We start from the raw sequence: 1,746 nt of genomic DNA on the forward strand, positions 1-1,746 counted from the left end.
CCCGATGAAAACCAAAACTGCGCAGTAAGCGAATTGTCGAGCAGTTTTGAGGAAGAAGAATCGGCAGTCACAATGAATATGTAGAGGTGAGAAAATGAAAAAGAAAAACGAATACAAACCGTCAGATAAGTCTATGCTGTACATCGCTTACGGCTCGAACATCAACCTTACGCAAATGGCATTCAGGTGTCCGCATTCAAAGGTCATAGGTTCAGCAATGGTCAAAGGCTGGGAGTTGGAATTCCGTGGTGTCGCAACTATTGTCCCAAAGCCGAATACAGAAGTTCCGGTACTGCTGTGGGAACTTGATCCGAGAGATATTCCTGCACTCAACCGCTATGAGGGATTTCCTCATCTGTACAGACAGGAAGATATACCTCTTGAACTTGACGGAAAGCAGGTCATTGGCATGGCGTACCTTATGAACAGAGGACAGATATCTCCTCCGACACAAGGGTATTTACAGACGATATGGGACGGCTATAAGGCGAACGGTATGGATACAAGCTATCTGATAGAAGCCGCATCAAGGTCTTATGATTTTGCTTCGGATATTAATATCAAGTATTCACAGGATCTTGATGAAGAGGAATATGAGGACTTTGACATTATCGATGATAGCAGTCTTGATGATGATATACAGATGAGTTTCAAACTTTAAGGAGGCAGAAATGAAATACAAAGGATTTTATATCGACATATCCCCCGACGATCACATTATCCGAAGCGACAGCGACGGAAATAATGTGGTCTGTCGGGGGTTTTTGTTTTCGGTGTACACTGATGAAGAGCGTACAGAAAAGTTCGATGAGTTCTCAGCGGCTGTTGGGTTTGAGATACTGACCGACAGCATAGAAGAAGCCGAACAGTTTGCTAAGGACGTGGTTTCATGTGAGGATAAGGCTTTTCACAACAATCAGCAGGATATAACGATGGGAGGTACAGCATTATGAATGAGGAAAAGTTAACGATCAATCTACCCTATCTTGAAAGAAAGGCTGAAAGTTTCACTACTCATGAATACATCATTGAAAAGGCTCTGCCTGTAAGTAATTACAGGTTCAGACAGATAACGGAAAGTCCGATGAAAGATCATAAGGAAATTCGTGACAACCTTGACAGTATGTACTACGACGGCTTACAGTACCATTGTTTGCTGATATACGATAAAGAGAACGGCGATGGACTTCTGGTCGAAAGCGAGGGTTATGAATATGCGAGATATGCACAGTATGTTCCGCAGGCAAAGCTGATATGGGAGCAGTTTGCAAAGAACCATGCTCATGAGATCAGACTTTGCTGTCCACTGGAAATCTATCATAATATCAGCGATTATCCACGCGAATTTTGCATTGCGGATAACGCAGAGATGGCAAAGTATGCAGATGATATCAATATAGGCATTCGGGAGAATGATCTGCCTGAAGAATGTGAGCGAGGATTGATGCACTGGTATCATCCCGAAAGTATTGATGATGAGCTGGACAACAAAGTTTTTTCAGCACATTGCTCCGTGGAGGTAATAGGCGGAGAACTGACAGGAGTTATAACGATAAAGGTGATCGGAGAACTTTCAGAGGATGCAATGGCAAGGTTCATAAAATACTGTTCTGGACAGCTGAGTGACGGCTGGGGTGAGAGTTTAGAACAAAAATATCTCAAGACCGATGCAGGCGAAATAAATGTCAGCTTCTGGAACAGCGGTGATGACTGGCAGCTTTTGCCCGAAAAAGACTATCTAGACAG

3 protein-coding genes are annotated in these 1,746 nt (G+C 43.3%); all 3 read left to right on the forward strand.

Annotated features, from left to right (window positions below):
* The first annotated feature begins 94 nt into the window (after positions 1-94).
* Positions 95-661, forward strand: coding sequence for a gamma-glutamylcyclotransferase family protein (locus BM265_RS19460; protein ID WP_081358538.1), 567 nt, complete (start codon positions 95-97; stop codon positions 659-661).
* A gap of 10 nt (positions 662-671) precedes the next feature.
* Positions 672-953 carry a hypothetical protein gene (locus tag BM265_RS19465; RefSeq protein ID WP_074963564.1) on the forward strand — a complete coding sequence of 94 codons (282 nt, stop codon included), beginning with the start codon at positions 672-674 and terminating at the stop codon, positions 951-953.
* On the forward strand, positions 950-1,746 hold a 797-nt coding region (locus tag BM265_RS19470; protein ID WP_074963565.1), incomplete at its 3' end, for a DUF6329 domain-containing protein. The genes BM265_RS19465 and BM265_RS19470, both read left to right, overlap by 4 nt.

Origin of the sequence: Hominimerdicola alba (assembly GCF_900112155.1) — a bacterium.
In the GTDB taxonomy this organism is placed as follows: domain Bacteria; phylum Bacillota; class Clostridia; order Oscillospirales; family Ruminococcaceae; genus Hominimerdicola; species Hominimerdicola alba_D.